The following is a 22,036-nucleotide window of genomic DNA, read 5'->3' as shown; positions in this document are numbered from 1 at the left end:
GTACCTGTTTTCGTCTCGTTCGTCTTAGTGTTTTTAACACTCAAAAACACAAAAAGATGAAAACACTTCGATTGTTGAGCCATTGTATGATCCTGGCATCATGGGAACCCCGCAAAGGCAAAAAGGTGGCGTATTTGGTTATGCAATAGACAGGGATCGGCCCTTGCAATTAAATTTTAAGCCTGATCCTTACTCCTCCATTGGCAACAAAACCTTCAACGGGCGCGTAAATATCCCTGAATGATGGATTGGCAAGTGTGCCCTGGTAAATGGTATCGAACCTGGTCTGCCTGGTATCGGTGATGTTCTCGAGGTTGAGAAAGACAGCAAAACGGCGCCATGACCGTTCTCCCATCAATCCTACTGTCCAGTAAGGTTTGCCAATAGCCCCGTCGTTTAATTTTTGCGGACTGTAATAATAAGCTTCGGCCCCGATCTTGAACCTGCCTTCTTTCTCATACATCAATACATTGTTCAGCCTGTGCCGGGATGTTAAAGGGTACCAGCTCTTCACATGATCGAAATGTGTATTCACATAAGCATAAGTATAACCCAGGAATAACTTGAAATCTCCATAAGTAATGCGCACATTGGTTTCTGTTCCTTTGGTATCTATATGCCCGTTGGCATTGATGAATTGGTAACTGTTAGCGCCCGTTGCGGTTAATACCAATGACTTGTTGAGCCAGGTATAAAAGAACAATTGATTAAACGAGATACCGGCATTGCCGATCTTTGTACGATAGTTCACATCCAGGCTGCCGCCGGATGAGCGTTCATTGACGGTGGTATTTTCATTCATAGGCAGGATATGCTGAAACTGCATGCGCTCTGCTTCTTCGGTGAACAGCGTAGGATTTTTGTAACCCATGCCGCCTCCCAGTCGCGCTGTGAGTGCAGGAGAAATTTTGAACAGAACAGCGACCCTGGGCAACCATTCAAAACCAAACTGTTTTACATAATCGCCCCGCAACCCTGTTTCAAAGGAAAGCTTTTTGATGGGTGTCCAGGTGTTCTGGATGAATGCACCTAGGGTATGATAGTCATAATTACGCAGGGGATCGTTGCCTTTCTCTTTGAAATCATCGGTGAGGAAATTGGCTCCTGCAATCCACTGAGTTTTTTCGCCTGAACGGTTATAGGTGGCTTCTGAAAAAGAAGACTGCTGTAAGCCGCTGAAAGCATAACCGGGGATTTGAATCAAACGATTGAACCGGGTATAACTGTATTTGATAATCAGTTGTTCTTTGTTGCTGAGTTTATGTGTCAACTCTGCCTGCGTGGAGAACCGGTCGGTATGGTTTTTTTCAAAATAACCTGGCGCTCCTTTTTCAATATAATCCATACTGCCGCCAGTGCGGTTTTCGGTGATATAACCAAAGCCAATATTGGCAGTTGTTCGATCACCATAAAAGAACAGGCGCGGTTGAATAGTATAACGCTCCGATTGAGGAATGGCTGTAAGGCCGATGCCTGCGGGATCATACGCTTTGCTGGTATTCCCGGAACCGAAAACAGTTATGCCAGTCTTTTTGAAACGCTGGCTGTAAAAACCACTGAGGTCAATACCTCCGGCAGAAGTTGCATTACCCAGAAATGAGAGTTCTCTTTTCGCTGTGGGTGTTTTGGAAATCAGGTTCACCAGGCCTGCGATAGCGCCACCGCCATAAAGTGTAGAAGAGGAGCCTTTGATCACTTCTATTTGTTTGAGGTCAAGCGGCGCTACCTGCATTAAACTCAATCCGCCGGAAAAGCCGGAATAGAGAGGAAACCCATCCCTGAGTATTTGAGTGTACCGTCCGTCCAGCCCCTGTATGCGGATACTGGAATTGTAGGAAGTGGCCGATGTTTGCTGGGTTTGGATACCGGTGCTTTCATTCAGGAGCATCCGGATATCGCCGGGTTTCATGTTGCCTTTTTCTTCCAGTTCTTCTCCTGAAATGGTCTCTACCCTTGTGGGAATATCGCTGATGGTTCTGCTGGTCCGGGTAGCAGTTACGATCACTTCCTGTTCGCTGGCTTCTGCTTCTTTCAATAGTATTTCTGTAAGATTTGCAGTCGGTTGCGGAACAACAACGGTGATGGATACCTCTTCCAACCCCACATAGGAGATGGTTATTTTGTAAGATCCTGCTGTTATATTGGTAAAGACGGCAATACCGGCGCTGTCAGATACAACGGATTTCTTAAGTGAGGGAATAGTTACTGTTGCTCCGGCAAGCAGTTGTTTTTCTTCGTCTTTCTTTATTTGTAACCTGATCGTATGCTGCGCATAAATGCCTGTACTGGCCATGAGCAGCATACACAATAATAATGTGTGCCTCATATTTGTTGTTAAGGACATGAATGGAATAAGGTGTGCTGCAATGAGATACTATGCCATTCGGGGAGGTTGTAAAAGCGAAGTTGTATAAGTGGAGAGAGCCGGATCAACGATCCTGGTATAATGTACCATTTTTTCTTCTGTGATCCTGGGAACCTCAACAAAAGCGGCGGCTGTCAATGTAAACCCTGCACAAGTGCCACAGGTAACGAAAGGAGAGCAATTGCACGCCGGTTTTTGATTGTTGCGGTTGGTGGGTTTTGCAGATAGTTCATCCCTGCAACAATCTTCCCTGCTGCAAGGATAGAAAGTTGCTGCAACGGTAACCAACAGTAAAAGGAATGCCAGCCACTTTTTCATTTCAGGGCAAAAATAGTTGAAATCGATCTGATTGAAACCCAAAATGGGCGGTAATAGTTATGTAAGCTTCTCCTGAAGGTTTTTTTGGCCAGTTGCAAAGTATTTGCCTGGAAGCAGGTGTTAAAGTGGTTCATACCCCATGCATCAATAAAGCGCCTATCAGCGGTTCCACTCGATGGTTGAACGATACACCATTCATTCAGCTTACAGGTCGCTACAACCGGAATGATAGTTTCTGGTTCACTTTCTTTCACGAAGCTGGTCATATCCTCTTGCATGGTAAAAAAGATATTTTCTTGGAGAAAGTAGAATATTCCGATAAAGACCTTATCAAAGAAAAAGAAGCGGATGACTTTGCCTGTAAATGGACATTGACCGATGATGAAGAAGCGGAAATATTAGCTGCTGCACCTTTGGAAGAGGATGATATCAGAAATTTTGCAGAACAGTTCAATACCCATCCTGCGATTATTATAGGAAGGCTTCAACACAAAAAACTCATTCCTTATTCTTTAGACAGAGAGTATTTTGAACCGGTAATATTTGAATAATCATCTGTGAGACTATTAATCTTTAAAGCATGAAATGTAATATTATTTCCGTCTTATTCACTTCGTTCTTAGTGGTAAGCTGTGCTGTAAGACTGACCGACAATAAGAAAACTGTTCTTAAGAATGAACTTGCAGAAATGGTAAAAATAGACCAGGTAGCAGCAGGTATGCCTCAGGGAGTGTACAAGGAGTATACGAAAGAACAATGGAATAATTTTAAGGACAGCATTTTTGGTTACTGGTTCAACATTGCGACAAATACCCGGAGTTTCAAAAGAAAGTGTTGGCAGCAATGGACAAAGAAGTTAAAAAGATGAACGCCAATTCCAATAACTATGCTTACTTGTATGACAGGGTTAAGGTAAATGCAGGAGAGAAGCAGTTATTTGGTACGCAAGTTACTTATGAGGTGAATACAACAGGATGCGCAATACCAAAAAATGGACTCGTTGATTCAGCAAATGTTGACAAGCTTCGAAAAGAATATAACTTAGGGTCTTTAAGAGATTATTTGAATCTAATGACAAGCACGCATTATGAGATGAACAAGGAACGCTACCAAAAAATGGGCATCGAAAAGCCTAATTTATATTGATTGTTTAATAGTCAGGATGCTTGTATATCTTCTACCCTCCTATAAGATTTCTAAATATTTGGTAGTTAATTAAATGTAGTTATTTATAAAAATCTTGCCAAACAACATCCGCTAACTTTACAAAAAAAAAGGATTATGCGAAAAATTATCGTAACTGAATTCATCACCCTCGATGGTGTTGTGGAAGCGCCCGGCGGTAATGAAACGTTGCATCCTCATGGCGGTTGGCAATTTAATTACAACGCCCCGGAAACCGGGCAGTACAAGGTGGATGAGCTTGCCAGCGTAGACACTTTGCTGCTGGGCAAAAACACTTATGAATTGTTCGCCGGGTACTGGCCCAGCCAGACTGGCGGTGGTTTTGCCGACCGCATCAACCGTTATCCGAAATATGTGGTGTCACATAGCCTGCAAAAAGCAGAGTGGAACAACAGCCATATCCTGCGCGACGTGGCCAAAGATGTTGCCGCACTTAAGAAAACCAATGGGGGAGATATCCTTGTGTATGGAAGCGCCACACTCGTAAAAGCGCTGCTCCACCACGACCTCGTAGACGAGCTACGGCTGATGGTATTTCCACTCTCGATCGGCGGCGGATTGAGGCTCTTCGAAGACAACCGGGTATTAAAGAAATTCGAACTCAAATATTCACGCACGATCAACAACGGCGTTCTTATTCTCGAATACTGGAAAAGAGAGCACTAAACATAAGGTGTTCCATTAAAGTATGTGGATGGGAAGATACGATTGGCAAATATACTGATTGTATAAAATTGTAAACCCAATTAAGTCAGTACATTTAGTAGTCCATGCAAAAAATATAATGATGAGAAAAAAAACGGCCATTTTCCTTTTCGCAGCTCTTTTCGCGGCGCATATAAGCAGTAGCTGCAAAAAAGCCACTGTCGCAGTCAGGTCTGTAAACGATACCTCTTTTGTTAAAGGGGCAGATATTAGCTGGCTGCCACAAATGGAAGCGACCGGTTATAAGTTTTATAACAGGAATGGCGTTGAGGAAGATTGTTTTAAGATTTTAAAAGACCATGGCATCAATGCCATCCGGTTGCGGACCTGGGTTAATCCTTCTGATGATAAGATCAGCGGCCATTGCAGCGCCCCCGAAACGGTAGCCATGGCTGTTCGCGCCCGGCAAAACGGAATGAAAGTAATGCTCGATTTTCATTATAGCGATTCATGGGCTGATCCGGGCCAACAACGCAAGCCGTTGGCCTGGGCAAACCTGGATTTTGCAGGGCTTAAAAAAGCGTTGTATGACTATACGTTCGACGTAATGACCCAAATGAAAAATGCAGGAATAATGCCTGCGTGGGTGCAGGTGGGAAACGAAATACCGGGTGGAATGCTTTTGCCGGAAGGAAGTACCGGCAATTGGCCACAACTCGCACAATTGCTGAATGCAGGATATGAGGCGATCAAAGCGGTTTCCCCTGCATCTAAAGTGGTACTGCATGTAGACCAGGGCAACAACAACCAACGTTTCCGGTTGTGGTTTGACAATGCAGTAAAAAATAATGTAAAATTTGATGTGATTGGGATGTCCTATTATCCTTGGTGGCTGCAAGGCAAGCCCGATTATACTTTATCGATAGATGATTTGGGAAATAATTTGAACGATATGGCCTCCCGGTATGGTAAGGAAGTAATGGTTGTGGAAGTGGGCGGCGAAGATGTGCAAGAACAAAATACATACGATATGCTGGTGGCAGTCATCAATAAGGTAAAAGCTGTTCAGGGAAACAAAGGGCTGGGGGTGATGTATTGGGAGCCAGAGGGTGCCAAAAGCTGGAGCCGATATTCCTTAAGTGCATGGGGAGACGATGGCAGGCCCACTAAAGCGATGGATGCCTTTTCCACTAAAACAAACTGAATCTTACAGGGCAGTTATTGCCTATTTTTTTACCCTGTCAAAATATTCCTCCTGCAGCTTCAGCGTTTGTGTATCTGCCTTCACTGCTTTCAGCGCCCTGACCAACGAAGTAATCGTATGCTCTGTTACCAGCTCTCCCAACTGCCGGGTGGCTTTGGCGCCTTCTCCTGCGTAATGGTTGGGATAATTGGCATACCACCAAATGGCCGTATACATATCGGGAATTAATAAACGTTTTTGGTTGGCGCCCGATTCATTGGCAGCACTGTCCATTTTTACGAGATCAGGTCGCAGGTATAACAATTCAGAAGTTTCCCGCTCTCCGGCATGGGCATCATTTTTCGGATCGGACTGGTGCAGTTTGGCCATCTGTGTGCTAAAGGCAGAATCTGAAGAAGGCTGGAAAAAGAACACAGCATAATTACGCCGCTTCTCCAGCCGCGTCTGGATAAAATATCTCAGAAAATCCGGGTTGCCACCATGGCCATTGATGATAACGATCTTATTGAACCCATTACGGGCAATTTCATCACAGGTGGCTTCAATCATATCCCATACTACCCGTTCGGGGAGGGCAAAAGTGCCTGGCTGTTGTCTTGCTTCATTGATCTGTCCGTAGAAATAATCGGGGAATACCACCGCATACTCTTTTTGAGTAGCCCTGGCTGCCCATTCCCGCACTTTTATCAAATCAGAACCGATGGGTACATGCGGACCGTGCTTCTCAAGAATACCAATGGGTAATATACAGGTGCGTGCAGATTGCTCTATCGCCCTGGGCCAGTCGCTGGCCGTCAGTTCATCCCATCGGCTCGGTAAACTGTTTTGTGCTGTAACTATATTATCGCTCAGCAGCAGGAACAGAACACCTAATAAAAGAAAAAACCTATTTCTCATGGTGGTTGTTTATACAGGGAAATTACTTCTCTTTTACTAATCTGCAATTAGCGAATCTCGTAACGGTTAGCGGATGAGTTAAAGGGGGAACGGCAAAATAAAAATATTTATAAATATCCATTATTTATCATTAATATAATATTATTCAAGGATATTAAGATCAACACAACTAATAGCTGTTCATATGGACACTGTGAACCATTGTTTCATCAAAAGAACCGATCTGAAAGCACAGTTAGCCATGAAAAACCAATCCTTCCAATTGATCATCCCGGCAGATGAGTTCCTTTTTCTACAATTTTTCCATCAAGCACTATATTTTCTGGCGTGGATGCCTGGGCAACAACAGATCTGGTAATGGTTAAAAAGAGAATAAAGATTAGTAAAGTTTTCATCTTCATAAACATTCATTTAATTGGGAAGGTTCATAAAGGAACAAAACGAAATGTCAATAAAAATGTAAATCTCAATGCTTTATCCATTATTTCATGCAGTTCAGGACAAGATAAAATGATCTTAAATTAACCTTATTAAAAATTATTGGCATCATACTTGCCTGCACATAATTGATCATTCATCAATTTAAATTTTTTAGTATGAAACGGAATGTATTTCACGCAATTACATCGATTTTTTTAGCCGCTATGGTTTTTGTTGGTTGTACCAAAAATGATAACACCTCTTCTTCTGCTACCGCTCAATACCAGGGAAACTGGTCGGGCACCTATTCGGGCTCCAGGAGCGATAGCAGCAATACCAAGGACAACGGTACCTGGACGATGAGCGTTGCCGCCGATGGCAAGACATCAGGCACCATTACATCGTCTGTAATCGTTGGCCAGACATTTGTATTCGTTGGAACAGTCAATGCAAGTGGCGCCCTGAACACTATGATCAGCACTTCTGCATCAGCCGCCGCCTTCGCCAACAGCTTCCTGAACGGAACACTGGTAATGGTCAACAATACCGGTTCTGTGAGTGGTAATTTCGGTGGTATACCGGTTACTGGGGCCGCAAGCGCTACCTGGGCAGGTACTTTTACCGGATCGAAAAAATAATTTAAACCTCAGTGTGCGTATTTAAAGCAGCATTTCTATGCGTGAATGACCCTGCACAAGGGTCATTCTTTATTTTTAGCCAATCATGATTTGAATTTTGTAATCGATAGATTGAAGTTTGTAAACAACTCTTTGTATTTTCTTTTGAATTTTACAGGTACAAGACGAACTAAAACAAACTGGCATGATAATCAACTCCATTACTCATACCCATAGAAACATACGCCGTTGGTATTATTTACTGACTGCTGTTTGCATGCTCACTGTATTTTCATACACAACCGTTTCTGCACAAAAAAAAGACCGTATGATACGCCTGGCAAAAATTGTAGTAGACAGTACGCAGTTGGAAAATTACAGAGCGGCCCTCAAAGAAGGCATTGAAGCAGCCGTGCGCCTGGAACCCGGCGTGCTCACGTTGTATGCAGTGTATGACAAAAACAACCCCACCCATGTGACTGTGCTTGAAATATATGCCAATGAAGAGGCGTACAAAGCACATTTACAAACCGCACATTTCAAAAAATACAAAAGTGCCACCCAAAAAATGGTGGTGTCTCTCGAACTGACAGATGTGGTTCCCATTGGCCTTGAAACAAAGCCCCCAAACAAAGAAGCCGGGAGTTGACTCCCGGCTTCTTTTAGTTCATAATAATGGATCAATCAATAGCCCGGATTCTGTACCAGGGTTGGCTTACCATCTTTTTGTGAGTTCAGGATCTCATCCTGCGGAATAGGGAAATAATTGTTCTTGGAAGTGAACACTTTTCCCGAGAGGTAAGTGCGTTTGTTGAAATGCCTGCCCGAAGGTTCTGTACCGGGAACAGATTCTTCCTGTACATATTTGTTCAGGTATTTCTCTGCAATACCCCAACGAACCAGGTCGAAGAAACGATGACCTTCCATTGCAAACTCCAGCCTCGTTTCCATGCGCACAGCATTCCTGGCATAATCAGCGCCATTTGCAACAAAAGTACCCACTACATACGGCTCTACTTTATAAGTAACAGAAGCGTCCTGCACGGAACCTGCTTTGGCACGGCTGCGGATCATGTTCACATAACCTTCCGCAGAACCCAGGTTGCCGAGCTCCACTTCGCACTCAGCCAGCCAGAGGATCACATGCGAAAGTTTCAGTAAACGGTAGTTGTTGTTCACACTGCGGCGGTTGGTGGAATGCGTACTGCTGTTTTCTTCAGCCAGGTAGTACATCCATTTTTTACCGGTAAAAGGACCTGCATAGTTCTGGTCCCTGATCCAACTGGAACCGGGCATCGGACCCCAGTCGAGGAAGCTCACGCTGCGGCGGCCTACGGTCCAGTCGAGTCGCGGATCTACTGCTATCGTTTTGTCGAGTGTGAACGGATCACTGCTCTTGATGCCTTCATCGTTAGGCAGGTCGATCTTGTTGAAAGTATCCTGCGTTCCGTCGGCAGCAGCGCCGATCATGGGCAACCCCGTAACGGGATCGGTCTGGAAAGCATTCACCAGGTTATGAGAAGGCTGGTAGAAACCGCAACAACCCCTTCCCGGTGCAGTGGAAGAATAAGGCCAGTTGAGGTTATCGCCCTGGTTACCGTTGTTACCGGTGGTTCCGTCGTTCACAGAGAACTCCACCTCGAAAATAGATTCGGCGTTGTTGTTGGTAATTGTGCGGTAATTATCATGGTAATTGGCCATGAGTTTTTTACCCGAATTCTGCAAAATATCTAACAACAACACTTTTGCCTGCGCCCATTTTTTCTGGAACACATAAGCTTTGGCCAGGTATGCTTCCGCTGCCCACTTGGTAGCCCTTCCTTTCTGCGATTGTACGGCAGGCAGGTTCTTGGCGGCAAAATCGAAATCGGCTTCGATCTTGGGCCAGATGTCTACATTGTTGGGCACTTTGGTGGAATTGGGATCATCCCTGTTGTAGATCGTTTCATCGATATAGGGAACCATATTCCACATTTTCTTGGCTTCAAAATGATAATGCCCTCTCAGGAAGCGCGCTTCCGCAACCACCTGTGTTTTCTCGGCATCGGTCATATCTGTTACTGCTTTGCTGTTCACGATCTGTATCACTTCATTGCAACGTGAAACACCGGCATAAGCGTGCTGCCATTTGCCCAGGAAATAAGAGTTATCGGCCAGCCAGTTGTATTGTTCAATGAATGACTGTTCGGGCTGGTCGCCGGCATCGGTGCCTTTTACGGCATCACCGCTGGTGATACCACCAAACACATAATTGGAGATGGCGGAAGTACGCCCCACATTACCGGCTCCTACGCCATCCATCAGCGAATAGGCGCCGATGAGCAAACCGTTCACCCCGTTCTTATTGCTCAGCTGGTCTACCGATGCACGACCCTGCGGCTTGAGATCGAAGAAGCTCTTGGAGCAGGAAGTACCTGCTACTGCAATCGCTAAGGTGATGATGAATATTTTTTTCATGATTGATAAAAGTTTAAGTCAATGGGTTAAAAACCGATACGCACACCTACCAGGTAAGATTTGGCAACCGGATAAGCGCCTTCATCGATACCCATGTGGATATCCTGGTTATCGTTTCCGGAAGTTCTCAGGTTGATATCAGGATCCAGTCCTGTGTACTTGGTGATGGTGAACAGGTTCTGACCCTGTATATAGATCTGTCCGCTGGTGAGACCCACCCGCTTCAGCCAGGAAGAAGGTATGGTATAAGTGAGCTGGATATTCTTGATGCGCATGTAAGAACCGTCTTCGATAAAATAAGAAGACACTTGCTGACTGGTCGCATCTCCTGAATTCAGGCGGGGCAGTTTGGCTATATCGCCCTGCTTCTTCCAGGAATTGTACAGGATGTCTTTGGAACGGTTACCCTGGAACGTATTGAAATCGGTCCAGTACCTTACATAGTTGAATATCTTATTGCCCTGCGATCCCTGTCCGAATACAGTCAGATCCCAGTTCTTATATCCTACATTCAGGTTCAGTCCGTAAGTGAAATCCGGATGCGGATTACCCAGTATGGTACGGTCGGCAGCAGTGATCACGCCATCGCCATTCACATCCCTGAACTTAAAGGTTCCTGCACGGGTATAGGTGCCGAATTTAGGCGCGGTAGCGGCTTCTGCATCGTCTTTGATCACACCATCTACAATATAACCGTAGAAGCCGGCAATAGGCAGACCTCTTTTAGTAGCGGAGATGGGCGGGAGACGTGTACTGAAACCAAACAATGTTGCATTGGGATCATCGTTGAGTTTGATTACTTCATTCTTGTAATGGCTGATGCTGGCGCCAACCTGGTAACGGAAATTACCGATCTTATTCTTGTAGTTGATACCCAGGTCGAAACCTGTGTTGCGCATCTCACCGATATTGGTGTAAGGAATGGTAGCCGTTCCCATGGTGCGTGGCATAGCAATCTGCGCCAGCATGTCGGATGTGGTGCGGGTATACCAGTCGAACACAACATCCATCTGGTTATTCAACAGCGACGCATCGAAACCCACGTTGGTGGAAGTGGTGGTTTCCCACTTACCGTTGCGGTTACCAAACTGTACCAGGCTGAAGCCACCCACGATGGATGATCCGGTACCATTGATATCATATGCATTGTTGTTGGGATCGGATGCGTACAAAGTATAAGCGTTGTACACATTGGGGATGAGCTGGTTTCCGGTTCTTCCCCAACCGCCGCGAACTTTCAGGTCGTTCACGAAACGCAGTTTTTGCATAAAGGGAAACTCGGTGAGGCGCACACCCAAAGAGAACGCCGGGAAAATACCATAACGGTTGCTTTCAGAGAAACGGGAAGAACCGTCGCGGCGTAAAGTGAAATCGGCGAGGTAAGTGTTTTTGTAAGAATAGTTCACTTTACCGAACTGAGAGAACAGCGCGCTTCGCGTAGCGCCTGCACCGCTGTTGCTGAGGCCTGATGCAGAACCTGCATCGAGGTAGCGGTAGTCGAGGTCATCGAATGCAAAACCGCTCCTGCTGGCAACGGTAGTGGCAGCATAGGTTTTCACCGCTTCAGTACCTACGAGTACATTCAACAGGTGATCGCCGAAAGCTTTGTTGTAGTTCAATGTATTGAACCAGGTGAGAGACCGGTCTACAGAATTGATCACGTTCAGGCTGTTGGTATTCCGGGGCTCGGCCGCTTCAATATCGCGATGGAAATATTCATTGCGGTTGTATTGATTGATCTCCACACCCAGGCTGGACCTTGCTTTCAGGTTCTTGGTGAGTTGCAGTTCTGCAAACACGTTACCGAAAATGTGGATGCCCTTGGTGATGTTATCTTTCTCGCGATACAAACGTGCAAAGGGGTTGGGCGCATTACCCAGGTTGCTACCCCGGCTGCCCGCGAAGCCATTGTAAGGAGAAGTGTTGGTTCCGCCCAACTCGGGTGGACCGCCGGTAATATCGAACACCGGTATGATGGGGTGCACACGAATGGCGAACATGATGGGGTTGGACTCGTTGTTGTTGTCGATACCCTGTCTTTCATCATAGGCTACCGTAAGGTTTTCGCCGAAAGTCATGATGCCTTTGGTGAATTCAGTATTGGCCCTTACAGAATAACGCTTGTACTTGGTGTACTTGAGGATACCTTTCTGATCGAAATAATTACCGGAGATCGCATAACGGCCGCTCTTGCCACCGCCGGTAGCACCCAACTGGTAGTTGGAAATGGTAGCCGGACCAAAGATCACGTTCTGCCAGTCGGTACCATCTTTGTTGGCCTTGGTAATGTTGAAGGCTGTTTTACCCAACTGCGGATTGGCGATGTCATTGGTATACGTGTAATTGGAAGGAAGTGTACCGAAGACATTGGGATAAATATAATCGGCAATGGTTTCTTCTCCGTTCGGACCGAAACGGTACTGCGCCGAAGGGGAAGTAACAGAGGGGTTCTTGCCTGCACCCAGGTCGGCCAGGTAGAGGTATTGACCCAGTTCCTGCGTATTCAGCAGGTTGAGCATTTTATCGGGTCTTTGAGAGCCTGTATAATAATCGAAGTTGATGTTCGATTCGCCTGGTTTACCTTTTTTGGTGGTGATGATCACCACGCCGTTCGCGGCCCTGGCGCCATAGATGGAAGCCGAAGAGGCATCTTTCAGTACCTGCATGCTTTCGATGTCGTTCGGGTTGATCTGGTTCAGGGTTCCTTGTGTAGGTACACCGTCGATAATGTACAACGGACTGTTGTTGTTTACTGTACCGAAACCGCGGATACGCACCATGGTACCGCCGCCCGGTGAATTGTCGTTACCCACGTTCACACCGGCAGCGCGGCCCTGTAACATCTGTGTTACAGAAGCAGCAGGCACGGAAGTGAGCTGTTTGGCATTGACTACGGTTACCGCACCCGTGATGTCTTTTTTACGTTGTGCGGTGTAACCGGTAACCACTACTTCGCTGGTTGTGCTTTCGTCTTCGGCCAGTACTACCGACAGTTGTGATTGTGTGCCCGGCGCTACTTTCTTCGTAACATAGCCTACATACGCGAAAGAGACCTGGTCGTCGGGCTTTTTAAGAGAGAGGGTGAATTTTCCGTTGGCGTCTGTTGTGGTAAAGGTGTTTGTTCCGGCAACGGAGACGGAAACACCCTGCAGGGCTCGTCCTTTGGCATCGGTTACAGTACCGGCGATCTGCCGGTTCTGTGCCATAGCCGTGGATGCTAAGCCCCATAGCAGCGTTAACACCACGAGCATTCTAGCAATGCAGAATCGTGTTCTCATTTGGCAATGGGTTTTAGATAAAAAATAAAAATGCAGGTTATAAAGAACCCGGAGGTTCTGTGGGAAAAGATATAAAAAATATTAAAACAAAAAGCAATTCCGCATATCCTGCGGGAATGTTATTTTATTGTTGCCTGATTGTACGTACTATTAAAACCGACATTCGTCACTCATTTTCACCCTTATGTCACAGATATTTTAGCGGGCAGCAGGGGATTTTAGTTTAGCATAAAATTCATTGTATGCAAACGATTTCCCGCCAGAGTTATTTAGATTGGCTACGTCTGCTGGCCATCATTGGCGTACTGTTCTTTCATGCTGCCCAGCCATTTGCCGCTGAAAGTTCATGGCATATCAAGAACAAAGAAACCAGCAACCTCTACCTCGAATTTACTTTCTGGCTAAGCCGGTTTCGTATGCATTTGTTGTTCTTTATTTCAGGGGCTGTTGCTTATTTTATCATGCAGCGCAAAAGCGGGAAACAATTTGTTGGCATGCGTTTTCAGCGACTGATGGTGCCGCTCTTGTTTGGCATGTTGGTAATCGTTCCGCCTCAGGTGTATATGGAAAGGCTCACACAAGGCTTCAAGGGGAATTTCTTTGATTTCTATCCTTCTATCTTCAAGGGCATCCCTTACCCGAAAGGGAACCTCAGCTGGCACCATCTTTGGTTCATCCTGTACCTGTTCGTGTACGACCTGCTGGCAGCGCCACTCTTCGCCTGGATCATATCTCCCCGGGGAAAAAAGTTTGCTGAAGTTACCACCTGGCTGTCGCAGGGCAAAAGAATGTACCTGCTTTGCCTGCCTGCTATATTGGTTTTCACTTCGCTCATATTGCGATATCCCGAAACCAACGACCTGGTAAACGATCTGGCTTACCTGCCTTATTGGTTCCTGTTCGTGCTTTCCGGCTTTATTTGCATCAGCAATCCTTTATTGATGAATGCCATCGAAAGAAACCGTCGCTTGTCTTTATTGGTTGCGTTTCTTTCTATTGTGTCGATCAATTATCTGCGGTGGAACAACGTAGAACCTTCCGACCTGTGGGCAAACTGGAAAGAGCAACCCTTAACTTACTGCTACCTCGCATTATATCCTATTATTGCCTGGTCATGGGTGTTGGCGTTGGTAGGTTATGGTAAGAAATACCTGAACAGGCCACACAAAGCACTTACTTATATTAATCAGGCAGTGTATCCTTTTTATATTCTGCACCAGACAGTGATTGTGATTTTGGCCTATTATGTGGTACAGTTAAAGGACACGATAGAGGCAAAGTATTTTTTCATTGTAGCAGTGACTTTTGGTATCTGCGTCTGCCTGTTCCATCTGTTCATCAGACCTTACCGGGTGATGCGGTTCTTATTTGGGATGAAAGAACCTATTGAAAAGAAAAAAACAGTAGCAGCGCCTGAACAACAAGTCACTGTAAAGCCGACGTTGGAAGCAATCGCCTGATAATGTTGTAATTTGTGAAAGATGAAATTCTTCTGGAAATATCTGTTCCCCGGCTGCTATGGCTTACTCGTCTATATCACCTTGAGGATACTGGATGATAGCATCACCGGCTTCAAGTTCTGGCAACGCGATTGGAGAGTGAATGCCATCGAAATTACTTGTTGTATTATCATGAGCTTTGTAACGGTGTTCATTTTCAGGAAAATGCTCGACAGGTTCGATCGAAAGTTGAGCAAGCCCATCAGCTATAAAACAGTGATGGGTGAATTGGGTTGGGTGTTCTTATATGTACTGGTCTCATCGAATGCCATCTTCACGCCAATGGCTGCACTCACGGATGATGGCCTTTCCTGGGGCGATTTTGCCACCATCAATATCATTCCCTTATTGTTTTCACTCATTTACTACATGGTGGTGAGGAGTAACAAACTATTACAGGCGTATGTAGACAATCAATTGCAACTGGAAAAAATGACGAACGACCAGTTGCAAACCGAACTCAAGTTCCTGAAAGCGCAATACCACCCGCATTTTTTATTCAATGCATTGAACACGATCTATTTCCAGATGGATGAGAGCGTAGCAGATGCCAAGAAAAGCATTGAGAAATTTTCCGGCCTGCTGCGCTACCAGTTGTACGACCAGCAACAGATGGTGCCCATAAAACAGGAAATAGATTATCTCCGCAATTTCATTGAGCTGCAACAAGCGCGGTCGTCGGAGCGGTTGCGTTTACAGGTTGACTTCGATGAGCACTTGAACGGAGAACAGGTGTACCCGTTGTTATTTCTCCCGCTGATTGAAAATGCATTCAAATATGTAGGAGGGAACTATCACTTATCCATCCGGTTGCAGAAAGAGAATGATAACATCCTGCTGGAAGTGTGTAATTCTTTACCCGAGCACCTGCCGGTAAAAAAAATAGCTACCGGGATTGGTATTGAAAATTTACGCCGCAGGCTTGCATTGCTTTACCCGGGCAAACACCAGTTGTCGTGCCGGAGAAACAACGACAATTATACCGCGTCCCTGAACTTATTACTGAGCTAATGACCATGAAACTGAAATGCATCATTACCGACGATGAACCGATGGCCAGGAAAGGACTTCGCGGCTATGCGGAGAAAATAGATTTCCTGGAACTGGTAGCGGTTTGTGAAGACGCCATGCAACTGAACCAATTACTCCGCCGGCAACACGCCGACCTGCTGTTCCTCGATATCAATATGCCCCTGCTCAGCGGCATTGAGTTCCTGAAAATGAATCCAATCGCACCTAAAGTGGTATTCACTACGGCTTATGAAGCATACGCTTTGGAAGGGTATGAACTGGATATATTGGATTACCTGCTCAAACCTATTTCCTTCGAACGTTTCCTGAAAGCCGCCAATAAAGCCTACGATTATTTCCGGCTGCAACAATCTAACGATGCCGGGTACCTGTTTGTAAAAACAGATACCCGCTTGGAGAAACTTGTTTTCAATGAAATACTTTTTGTTGAGGCATTGGAAAACTACCTCTCCATACAGTTGCCCGACCGGAAGATCATGATCCGTTCTACGTTGAAAACGATGGCGACGTCGTTGCCGGCACAACAGTTCGCGCAAACACATAAGTCTTACCTGGTGAACCTCGATAGGATACAGGCGGTAGAAGGCAACCTGCTGCAAATAGACCGCTTCCGCGTACCGGTGGCAAGACAACAGAAAGAACAGGTTATGGAAAAGATATTGAAAAACAAACTGCATTAAAATACACCTGGAACAGGCAAGATTTGATTTTCTATCTTTATGATATGAAGAACAGCCTGGAACCTAGTGTACCCAATAAAAAAATTTACCTCATTCTTGTGCTGGGCCTGCTCACGGCTATTGGCCCTTTTTCTATTGATATGTACCTGCCGGCGTTCCCGGCCATTGCAAAAGGATTGCATACTTCCGTATCGCAGGTAATGCTGTCGCTCTCGAGTTTTTTCATTGGCATCTCAGCGGGACAATTGCTGTACGGTCCTTTGCTGGAACGTTTTGGCAGGAAAAAGCCCTTGTACCTTGGCTTGAGTATTTACCTGCTGGCATCTGTGGGCTGCGTTATGGTTGGATCGGTGCAGGGGCTGATCGCACTCAGGCTTTTGCAGGCCCTGGGCGGTTGTGTGGGCATGGTAGCGGCAAGGGCCATGGTACGCGACCTGTTTGAAGTGAAAGAGAATGCCAAAATATTTTCCACGCTGATGTTGGTGGTGGCCGTATCGCCCATTGTAGCGCCTACATTGGGAGGATATGTTACCGCCGTATTGGGCTGGCGCTATGTATTTATCATACTCATTTATATTGCGCTCTTCATCCTTGCCGGGATCTATTATTTATTGCCGGAAAGCAAACAACCCGATCCCAACTTTTCTTTGAAACCGGAACCCATCATTAAAAATTTTTATGGTATCATCCGCCACCCGCAGTTCGCCACTTATGCATTCACAGGGGCCGTATCCAATGCGGGACTCTATGCGTACATCAGCGGATCGCCTTATGTGTTCATGGAAATATTCAAAGTAAGTGAAAAGCAGTATGGATGGATATTCGCGCTCATCGCCATGGGATTGATCGGTGCAAGCCAGATCAACAATGTATTATTGAAAAATTACAACAACGAACAGATCATCAACGGGGCTTTGCGTTGCCAGTGTGTAGTCGGATTGTTATTGGTTGTTATCACCCTGCTGGGTTGGGATGAAGTGTTCCTCATCATCTTTCTCATTTTCCTTTTCCTGAGTTGCCAGGGTTTTATCTTTCCCAATGCTTCTGCGCTTTCCCTTGCACTATTCGGACATAATGCTGGCAGCGCTTCGGCTTTGTTGGGCGCTATTCAAATGAGCATTGGTGCGGGCGCCTCGGCCCTGGTGAGCCTTTTACATAATCATACTCCCTTACCCATGACCGGTGTAATGGCCACCTGTACGCTAACGGCCCTGGTAGTGTTATTCCGGGGAAGTAAACGCCTCATTTACAAGGCAGCCGAAAAAGTGGTGGATGAGGGTAAAGTGGAAGTAATCAGTACCTTGTAATTGTAAAGGAGTTTGAATTTTGTAAAGCATGGATTGATTCGCGTAATAACCGGCAATCATTGGCTGTTGAACTTTGCGTCCATATTGTAAACTCCAATACAAGTGATATGGCAAATACAATGCAAAAACGAAAGCTCGGCAAGAGCGGATTGAAAGTAGAGGCCATCGATCTGTTTTACCAACACCGCGTAGATACCACTGTGCCTATTGAAAATGCGGCTGCCAATATTGCCATACAGGGAGAACGCTATCCCGAAGAACTGGAACGGAGAACCGGTAACTGATTATTATTTAAACCCCTTAGCTAAAAGATAAACAATATGCAAACGAAGAATGTAAAAGCTTATGGTACTGAAGCGGCCGAAGCGCCTTTGAAATCAATGAATATCCAGCGCAGGCAGCCAACACCGCACGATGTAGAGATCGAAATTCTCTATTGCGGTATTTGTCACTCTGACCTGCACACCGCACGGAACGAGTGGGGCGGCACTGTTTACCCCGTGGTGCCCGGTCATGAAATTGTAGGAAAAGTAACCCGTGTAGGCGATCACGTGAGCAAATTCAAAGTGGGCGACCTCGCTGCGGTAGGTTGTATGGTAGATTCCTGCGGAGAGTGTGAGCATTGTAAAGAAGGTCTTGAGCAGTATTGCGATGTAGGGCTGGTAGGCACTTATAACAGTCCTGATAAACACCTAGGCACACCCACTTATGGCGGGTATTCCGAAAGCATCGTGGTAGACGAACATTTTGTATTGCGTGTACCCGAAAACCTCGACCTGGCAGCTACTGCACCTCTGCTCTGTGCAGGTATCACTACTTATTCACCATTGAATCACTGGAAGGTAGGGCCAGGCAAGAAAGTAGGCGTGATAGGAGTAGGCGGCCTCGGACACGTGGGCATCAAAATAGCTAAAGCCATGGGTGCTGAAGTTGTGGTGTTCACTACATCGGCTGGTAAAGCCGCAGATGCGAAGCGATTGGGTGCAGATGAAGTAGTATTATCGAATGACAAAGAGCAGATGAACAAGCACGTGAAAACTTTTCATTTTATACTGGATGCCGTATCTGCTGTGCACGACATCAATGCATACCTGCCCTTGCTGAAGCTGGATGGCACTATGGTGCTGGTAGGATTACCCGAACAGCCACTCCCGATATTGCCGTTCAATGTAGTGTTGCACAGGAGAAGCCTGGCAGGTTCACTCATCGGCGGTATCAAAGAAACACAGGAGATGCTTGATTTCTGTTCCAAACACAACATCACTGCAGATATAGAACTGATCAACATACAACAGCTCAACGAAGCTTATGAGCGACTGCTCAAAGGCGATGTGCGATATCGTTTTGTGATTGATATGGCTTCTATTAAAAATTAAGCGTTAGGTTCAGGTAATAGTATCCGCCGTTGAAACCAAACTGGGTAGCATTGCGGCTGTAGACAAACCTGCCGAAGCTGCTGTTATCCAGGAAAGGCCCAACACTTCCGGGAACCGGCACATTCACCACTTGTAGTTTATCTGGATAGGTGTCGAGCACGTTGTTCGCGCCAAGTGTAGCTGTTAATGATTTGGCCACTTTATACGATACACTCAGGTCCGATACGATCTTGGCGCCGAATGATTCATCCAGTCCGGGGTCGGCTGCATCTCTGGTATATACTTCGCCATAACGGGTGAAGCGTATCATGGTGCCGAATTTGCCTACTTTGTAATTGCCGGAGATGCTCACTTTGCTGCGGGGTTGTGACTCTTCCAGTCTTGATTTTTCCTGGCGGCTGAACAACACATTGCCAAACTGGTCTGCAGGGATCTTATCGGTGCCTTTGATGGGGCCTACAACCAATGTACGGTTGTAATTACCCGCCAGTGAAAGTTCCAGTGAAGAGCCTTTTCGCATCCGTGGCCTGTACGACAATACCGCATCAATACCCCTGGTTTCTGTGTTCACTGCATTGGTAAAGAATTGTGCAGCGTTCACATCGGGGTAGGGAGTGAGGATAGTATTCACCACAGGGTTGCTGCGGGTAAACTGACTGGTATACACAATGCGGTTATCGATGCGAATATAATATCCATCAATGGTAACAGAGAAATTATTCGCCGGTTTGAGTGTAATACCCAGGCTTCCGTTGATCGATTTCTCTGCATCGAGCGAAGGAATACCGAATGCCTGCGCCACATCGCTGTTGTTGCGGAAAGTACCCACTTGTCTGGGAGTAAGTGTGCCTCCGACGTTCACAAATAAAGTAGACACGGCGCTGAAATAACGCTGGTGTATAGAAGGAGCCCTGAAACCATTACTGATGGCACCGCGTAAACTTACTACATCACTGAGTTTATAACGCATGGCCAGCTTGGCGGCAATATTGGTACCGTAATCGCTGTAGTTCTCTAATCTTGCAGCTACATCGGCCAGCCATTTATGGGTAATATCTGCTTCAAAATCGGCATAGGCGCCGAGTACGGTCCTGGTAGCATTTACTTCATTGGCAGGCTGGTAACCGGGGAATACCTGCGCGCCGCCGGCTTTACCGGAAGATGGATCATAGTTTTTCCAGGAAGCCTCTTCACCCGCAGTGATCTTATAAAAATCGGTACGCCATTCAGCACCCAAACCTAAGTTGGCACGTTCCATACCCATGATGGCGCCCAGGTCTTTCGTTATATCTACATTGAATGTATTCTGGTTGAAGCCCAGCTTACCCGCATAGAATTTGGTGGGAGCGCTGGTGGTCATGGCATATTGTGTGGCATTGTTTGAATTGGCTACATCGAAACGGAAAGAGTTGCCGCCATATGTGTTGCTGATATCCCATGCCCAATCGTTCGTATTGAATTTGATACCTGCCATCACCGACTTATCCCATATCTCTGAAAGTATCTGCGGCAAAAAACCGTTGGGATATAATTCAGGAATGACCTGTGATTTCTGGAAAGGATAACGGTAAAAACCGGCAGCTTCTCCTTTGCGGTAGCTGGCGCCCGCGCTGTAATAAAATTCTGTTTGCTTATTGATATAGAACCCGCCGTTGACCATCAGCTGGGCGTTGCGCAACAATGAGTTACCGATGGCCATGTTATTGTTCCTGTCGAATCCGTATTGGCTTATTGAAGCCTGATCCTGGTTGTACAAAGCAGTGCGGCGTGCTATATAAGCAGCGTCGGACTCTCCGCTGTTCCTGCCTACGTTCCAGTTTGTATATACGGGTCCGGTATAGTAACCCGCCCGGTTGGTAGCGCCCCTGTATCGCAGGTCGGCAGCAATACCCAGGTAACCGTTTTTGATATTGAAGCCATGATAGATACCCAACTGGGCCACTTTACCATCGCCCTGGTATTGTTGGCCAATCTGTGAAGTAATGGTAGTGCCTTTCGATCTTCTCAATACCACATTCACCACACCCGCAATGGCATCAGAGCCATACTGCGAGGCTGCGCCATCACGCAACACTTCAATACGGTCGATGGCTGAAGTGGGCAAAGAGTTCATGTCGGTACCCACCGATCCGCGGCCAATGGTTCCATTGATATTGATGAGTGCAGAGTTGTGCCTTCGTTTGCTATTCATCAGCACCAGTACCTGGTCGGGACCCAGTCCGCGAAGCGTAGCCGGATCAATATGATCGGTACCATCGGAAATGGTTTGTCGCGATGAATTGAAAGAAGGTGCCACCAGGTTGAGCATCTGTGTAGGTTCTACCTGTCCGGTTGCAGTGAGTTCCGTTACAGAAAACACGTCTACCGGTACCGGAGTAGCAGTATTGCTTCGCGGAAGGCGCGAACGCGAGCCCAGTACCACTACTTCATTGAGGTTGGTAGCTTCACCACGCTCAAGGGAAAAGTCGAGCGATGTGGATTGTCCGGACTGAACAGTGATGTTCCTGGTGACAGGCTTATAGCCTACATAAGAAACACGGATGGTATAAGTGCCTGGTTTCAGGCTCAGCGTAAAAACACCATTGGCATCGGCCAAAGTGCTTTTGGTACCGGTGCTTACGGTAGCGCCAGATAAAGGAGTACCATCGCCGGAAACCTTACCGGTGACAGTAGTATTTTGAGCAAAAATAGCAATCGAGAGAAATCCACAAAAAAGGGTAACGCCTAAACGGCGGAAAGCAGCAGAGGTCATCATA

The 22,036-nt window shown here is 46.2% G+C and carries 20 protein-coding genes; 13 read left to right on the top strand and 7 right to left on the bottom strand.

The genetic code is table 11. The features are described from left to right. Positions 1-169: 169 nt before the first annotated feature. Both BLU98_RS04390 and BLU98_RS04385 read right to left on the bottom strand, forming a co-directional pair. Positions 170-2,326, bottom strand: a complete 2,157-nt coding sequence (locus BLU98_RS04390) for a TonB-dependent receptor (protein WP_257574699.1) — start codon at positions 2,324-2,326, stop codon at positions 170-172. A gap of 48 nt (positions 2,327-2,374) precedes the next feature. Beyond that, positions 2,375-2,683 (bottom strand): hypothetical protein, encoded by a 309-nt coding sequence (locus BLU98_RS04385; RefSeq protein ID WP_105471299.1) that lies wholly within the window; start codon positions 2,681-2,683, stop codon positions 2,375-2,377. A 92-nt stretch (positions 2,684-2,775) separates the two neighbouring features. On the opposite strand from BLU98_RS04385, the gene BLU98_RS04380 reads away from it, so the two are divergent. The 5 genes from BLU98_RS04380 to BLU98_RS04360 all read left to right on the top strand — a co-directional run bounded on the left by BLU98_RS04380 (position 2,776) and on the right by BLU98_RS04360 (position 5,717). Continuing rightward, the gene (locus BLU98_RS04380; protein WP_092722380.1) at positions 2,776-3,234 is read left to right on the top strand and encodes an ImmA/IrrE family metallo-endopeptidase; all 459 of its coding nucleotides are present in this window, start codon (positions 2,776-2,778) and stop codon (positions 3,232-3,234) included. Between the two features lie 29 nt (positions 3,235-3,263). Beyond that, positions 3,264-3,551, top strand: coding sequence for a hypothetical protein (locus BLU98_RS04375; RefSeq protein ID WP_092722378.1), 288 nt, complete (start codon positions 3,264-3,266; stop codon positions 3,549-3,551). Beyond that, positions 3,527-3,829 carry a hypothetical protein gene (locus BLU98_RS04370; RefSeq protein WP_092722376.1) on the top strand — a complete coding sequence of 101 codons (303 nt, stop codon included), beginning with the start codon at positions 3,527-3,529 and terminating at the stop codon, positions 3,827-3,829. Before BLU98_RS04375 ends, BLU98_RS04370 begins: the two co-directional genes overlap by 25 nt. Before the next feature lie 135 nt (positions 3,830-3,964). Further along, positions 3,965-4,534 carry a dihydrofolate reductase family protein gene (locus BLU98_RS04365; protein WP_092722374.1) on the top strand — a complete coding sequence of 190 codons (570 nt, stop codon included), beginning with the start codon at positions 3,965-3,967 and terminating at the stop codon, positions 4,532-4,534. 121 nt (positions 4,535-4,655) lie between these two features. Further along, complete coding sequence (locus BLU98_RS04360) at positions 4,656-5,717, top strand: glycoside hydrolase family 53 protein (RefSeq protein ID WP_092722372.1); 1,062 nt, start codon at positions 4,656-4,658, stop codon at positions 5,715-5,717. Between the two features lie 21 nt (positions 5,718-5,738). Here the strand turns inward: BLU98_RS04360 and BLU98_RS04355 are convergent, their stop codons facing one another. After that, positions 5,739-6,614, bottom strand: a complete 876-nt coding sequence (locus BLU98_RS04355; RefSeq protein ID WP_092722370.1) for a creatininase family protein — start codon at positions 6,612-6,614, stop codon at positions 5,739-5,741. Positions 6,615-6,880: 266 nt separating this feature from the next. Beyond that, on the bottom strand, positions 6,881-7,015 hold the full coding sequence (locus BLU98_RS17695; RefSeq protein ID WP_257574698.1) for a hypothetical protein: 135 nt from the start codon (positions 7,013-7,015) through the stop codon (positions 6,881-6,883). A 195-nt stretch (positions 7,016-7,210) separates the two neighbouring features. On the opposite strand from BLU98_RS17695, the gene BLU98_RS04350 reads away from it, so the two are divergent. Then, complete coding sequence (locus BLU98_RS04350; protein WP_092722368.1) at positions 7,211-7,672, top strand: hypothetical protein; 462 nt, start codon at positions 7,211-7,213, stop codon at positions 7,670-7,672. Between the two features lie 184 nt (positions 7,673-7,856). Beyond that, the gene (locus BLU98_RS04345) at positions 7,857-8,300 is read left to right on the top strand and encodes a putative quinol monooxygenase (RefSeq protein ID WP_257574697.1); all 444 of its coding nucleotides are present in this window, start codon (positions 7,857-7,859) and stop codon (positions 8,298-8,300) included. Between the two features lie 35 nt (positions 8,301-8,335). Here BLU98_RS04345 and BLU98_RS04340 read toward each other — a convergent pair whose 3' ends face one another. Continuing rightward, complete coding sequence (locus BLU98_RS04340) at positions 8,336-10,108, bottom strand: RagB/SusD family nutrient uptake outer membrane protein (protein WP_092722366.1); 1,773 nt, start codon at positions 10,106-10,108, stop codon at positions 8,336-8,338. 26 nt (positions 10,109-10,134) lie between these two features. Next, positions 10,135-13,386 carry a SusC/RagA family TonB-linked outer membrane protein gene (locus BLU98_RS04335; protein ID WP_092722364.1) on the bottom strand — a complete coding sequence of 1,084 codons (3,252 nt, stop codon included), beginning with the start codon at positions 13,384-13,386 and terminating at the stop codon, positions 10,135-10,137. Positions 13,387-13,628: 242 nt separating this feature from the next. Between BLU98_RS04335 and BLU98_RS04330 the strand changes: the two genes are divergently transcribed. The 6 genes from BLU98_RS04330 (at position 13,629) to BLU98_RS04310 (ending at position 19,280) form a co-directional block, all read left to right on the top strand. Next, on the top strand, positions 13,629-14,846 hold the full coding sequence (locus BLU98_RS04330; protein WP_092722362.1) for an acyltransferase family protein: 1,218 nt from the start codon (positions 13,629-13,631) through the stop codon (positions 14,844-14,846). 21 nt (positions 14,847-14,867) lie between these two features. Next, positions 14,868-15,896 carry a sensor histidine kinase gene (locus BLU98_RS04325; protein WP_092722360.1) on the top strand — a complete coding sequence of 343 codons (1,029 nt, stop codon included), beginning with the start codon at positions 14,868-14,870 and terminating at the stop codon, positions 15,894-15,896. Then, a complete protein-coding gene (locus tag BLU98_RS04320; RefSeq protein WP_257574696.1) occupies positions 15,896-16,597 on the top strand; it encodes a LytR/AlgR family response regulator transcription factor in 702 nt (233 codons plus the stop codon). The genes BLU98_RS04325 and BLU98_RS04320 overlap by 1 nt, the downstream gene beginning before the upstream one ends. A 44-nt stretch (positions 16,598-16,641) precedes the next feature. Then, entirely contained in the window at positions 16,642-17,904 is a 1,263-nt protein-coding gene (locus BLU98_RS04315; RefSeq protein ID WP_092722358.1) for a multidrug effflux MFS transporter, read from the top strand. Positions 17,905-18,011: 107 nt separating this feature from the next. Beyond that, the gene (locus BLU98_RS17690) at positions 18,012-18,188 is read left to right on the top strand and encodes a hypothetical protein (RefSeq protein ID WP_257574695.1); all 177 of its coding nucleotides are present in this window, start codon (positions 18,012-18,014) and stop codon (positions 18,186-18,188) included. A gap of 36 nt (positions 18,189-18,224) precedes the next feature. Continuing rightward, positions 18,225-19,280: an NAD(P)-dependent alcohol dehydrogenase gene (locus BLU98_RS04310; RefSeq protein WP_092722356.1), complete on the top strand. Its 1,056-nt coding sequence runs from the start codon at positions 18,225-18,227 to the stop codon at positions 19,278-19,280. Here the strand turns inward: BLU98_RS04310 and BLU98_RS04305 are convergent. Beyond that, positions 19,270-22,035, bottom strand: a complete 2,766-nt coding sequence (locus tag BLU98_RS04305; protein ID WP_092722354.1) for a TonB-dependent receptor — start codon at positions 22,033-22,035, stop codon at positions 19,270-19,272. The two genes, BLU98_RS04310 and BLU98_RS04305, sit on opposite strands and share 11 nt — an antisense overlap. Between the last annotated feature and the right edge of the window lies 1 nt (position 22,036).

Source organism: Hydrobacter penzbergensis (assembly GCF_900106985.1).
GTDB classification, from domain to species: domain Bacteria; phylum Bacteroidota; class Bacteroidia; order Chitinophagales; family Chitinophagaceae; genus Sediminibacterium; species Sediminibacterium magnilacihabitans.
This window is presented reverse-complemented; position numbering and strand designations above follow the sequence as displayed.

Excerpts from the sequence above, each read along its gene's own strand:
- BLU98_RS04315 (WP_092722358.1), top strand. The coding sequence starts at position 16,642 with ATGAAGAACAGCCTGGAACCTAGTGTACCCAATAAAAAAATTTACCTC.
- BLU98_RS04370 (WP_092722376.1), top strand. The coding sequence starts at position 3,527 with ATGGACAAAGAAGTTAAAAAGATGAACGCCAATTCCAATAACTATGCT.
- BLU98_RS04340 (WP_092722366.1), bottom strand. The coding sequence starts at position 10,108 with ATGAAAAAAATATTCATCATCACCTTAGCGATTGCAGTAGCAGGTACT.
- BLU98_RS04345 (WP_257574697.1), top strand. The coding sequence starts at position 7,857 with ATGATAATCAACTCCATTACTCATACCCATAGAAACATACGCCGTTGG.
- BLU98_RS04360 (WP_092722372.1), top strand. The coding sequence starts at position 4,656 with ATGAGAAAAAAAACGGCCATTTTCCTTTTCGCAGCTCTTTTCGCGGCG.
- BLU98_RS04330 (WP_092722362.1), top strand. The coding sequence starts at position 13,629 with ATGCAAACGATTTCCCGCCAGAGTTATTTAGATTGGCTACGTCTGCTG.
- BLU98_RS04310 (WP_092722356.1), top strand. The coding sequence starts at position 18,225 with ATGCAAACGAAGAATGTAAAAGCTTATGGTACTGAAGCGGCCGAAGCG.
- BLU98_RS04365 (WP_092722374.1), top strand. The coding sequence starts at position 3,965 with ATGCGAAAAATTATCGTAACTGAATTCATCACCCTCGATGGTGTTGTG.
- BLU98_RS04320 (WP_257574696.1), top strand. The coding sequence starts at position 15,896 with ATGACCATGAAACTGAAATGCATCATTACCGACGATGAACCGATGGCC.
- BLU98_RS04385 (WP_105471299.1), bottom strand. The coding sequence starts at position 2,683 with ATGAAAAAGTGGCTGGCATTCCTTTTACTGTTGGTTACCGTTGCAGCA.
- BLU98_RS04390 (WP_257574699.1), bottom strand. The coding sequence starts at position 2,326 with ATGAGGCACACATTATTATTGTGTATGCTGCTCATGGCCAGTACAGGC.
- BLU98_RS04350 (WP_092722368.1), top strand. The coding sequence starts at position 7,211 with ATGAAACGGAATGTATTTCACGCAATTACATCGATTTTTTTAGCCGCT.
- BLU98_RS04335 (WP_092722364.1), bottom strand. The coding sequence starts at position 13,386 with ATGAGAACACGATTCTGCATTGCTAGAATGCTCGTGGTGTTAACGCTG.
- BLU98_RS17695 (WP_257574698.1), bottom strand. The coding sequence starts at position 7,015 with ATGAAGATGAAAACTTTACTAATCTTTATTCTCTTTTTAACCATTACC.
- BLU98_RS17690 (WP_257574695.1), top strand. The coding sequence starts at position 18,012 with ATGGCAAATACAATGCAAAAACGAAAGCTCGGCAAGAGCGGATTGAAA.
- BLU98_RS04375 (WP_092722378.1), top strand. The coding sequence starts at position 3,264 with ATGAAATGTAATATTATTTCCGTCTTATTCACTTCGTTCTTAGTGGTA.
- BLU98_RS04355 (WP_092722370.1), bottom strand. The coding sequence starts at position 6,614 with ATGAGAAATAGGTTTTTTCTTTTATTAGGTGTTCTGTTCCTGCTGCTG.
- BLU98_RS04325 (WP_092722360.1), top strand. The coding sequence starts at position 14,868 with ATGAAATTCTTCTGGAAATATCTGTTCCCCGGCTGCTATGGCTTACTC.
- BLU98_RS04305 (WP_092722354.1), bottom strand. The coding sequence starts at position 22,035 with ATGATGACCTCTGCTGCTTTCCGCCGTTTAGGCGTTACCCTTTTTTGT.